This window comes from Sphingomonas sp. OTU376 (genome assembly GCF_038440415.1).
Taxonomy (GTDB): Bacteria; Pseudomonadota; Alphaproteobacteria; order Sphingomonadales; family Sphingomonadaceae; genus Sphingomonas; species Sphingomonas kyeonggiensis_A.
The window spans coordinates 1-225 of sequence record NZ_JASATQ010000136.1; the positions used below are offsets into that span (position 1 = coordinate 1).

1 protein-coding gene is annotated in these 225 nt (G+C 72.4%); it reads right to left on the reverse strand.

All coding sequences use genetic code 11. The features are described from left to right. Window positions 1-225: hypothetical protein (locus tag AAHM44_RS24805; protein WP_342251657.1), on the reverse strand; the 225-nt coding region annotated here is incomplete at both ends.

Below are 225 nucleotides of genomic sequence, written 5' to 3' on the forward strand. Positions count from 1 at the left end.
GGCATGAACATTGTCGCCAAGCAGCTTCTGGTAGCCGCCATAGACCTGGCCCCAGATGCCGCCGCGGCTGGTGTCGCCACCCGCACCGGTGCCCGGCAGGGTCGCGCCGGAGAGGGCGCTGGCGAAGCTGTTGCCCGAGGTGGCGGTGGTGCGGACATCGGCCAGGCTCGAGCTGGCGAAGCCACCGCCGACCAGGGCATCGCTGCCGTCGCCGACGCGCTGGCG